The 537-nt window shown below is 65.9% G+C and carries 1 protein-coding gene; it reads left to right on the top strand.

Going from position 1 to position 537, the window contains the following annotated elements:
* Positions 1-537: Mu transposase domain-containing protein (locus tag FIV35_RS29515; protein ID WP_428842774.1), on the top strand; the 537-nt coding region annotated here is incomplete at both ends.

Genomic DNA, 537 nt, shown 5'->3' with positions numbered 1-537 from the left:
AGTTGGAGCGCGCTGAACTGATGCCTGTGCCAGCGCCATTCGACGGTTACGTCGAGCGGCCTGCGCGGGTCTCCAGCACCTGCCTGGTCAGCGTCGGGCGCAACCGCTACTCGGTGCCGTGTGAGTACGCGGGTAAGTGGGTCAGCAGCCGTTTGTATCCGACCCGCATCGAGGTGGTGGCCGATGATGCGCTGATAGCCAGCCATGCGCGCTTGCTGGATCGCGACCAGGTCAGCTACGACTGGCAGCACTACATCCCGCTGATTGAGCGCAAGCCCGGCGCGCTGCGCAACGGAGCGCCCTTTGCTGATCTGCCGGTGCCGCTGCGTCAGCTTAAGCACGGCCTGGGGCGTCATGCCGGCGGTGACCGGATCATGGCGCAAGTCCTGGCTGCCGTACCGGTCGCCGGACTCGATGCCGTGCTGGTAGCCGTTGAGCTGGTACTGGAGAGCGGCAGCCTGAGCGCCGAACACATCCTCAATGTCGTGGCGCGCCTGGCCGCGACCGAACCACCACCCAGCGTCGAAACCCACTTGT

Origin of the sequence: Pseudomonas rhodesiae (assembly GCF_007858255.1) — a bacterium.
GTDB lineage: Bacteria > Pseudomonadota > Gammaproteobacteria > Pseudomonadales > Pseudomonadaceae > Aquipseudomonas > Aquipseudomonas rhodesiae.
Note: the sequence above shows the minus strand (reverse complement) of the source record. Positions and strands in the feature narration are given on the sequence as shown.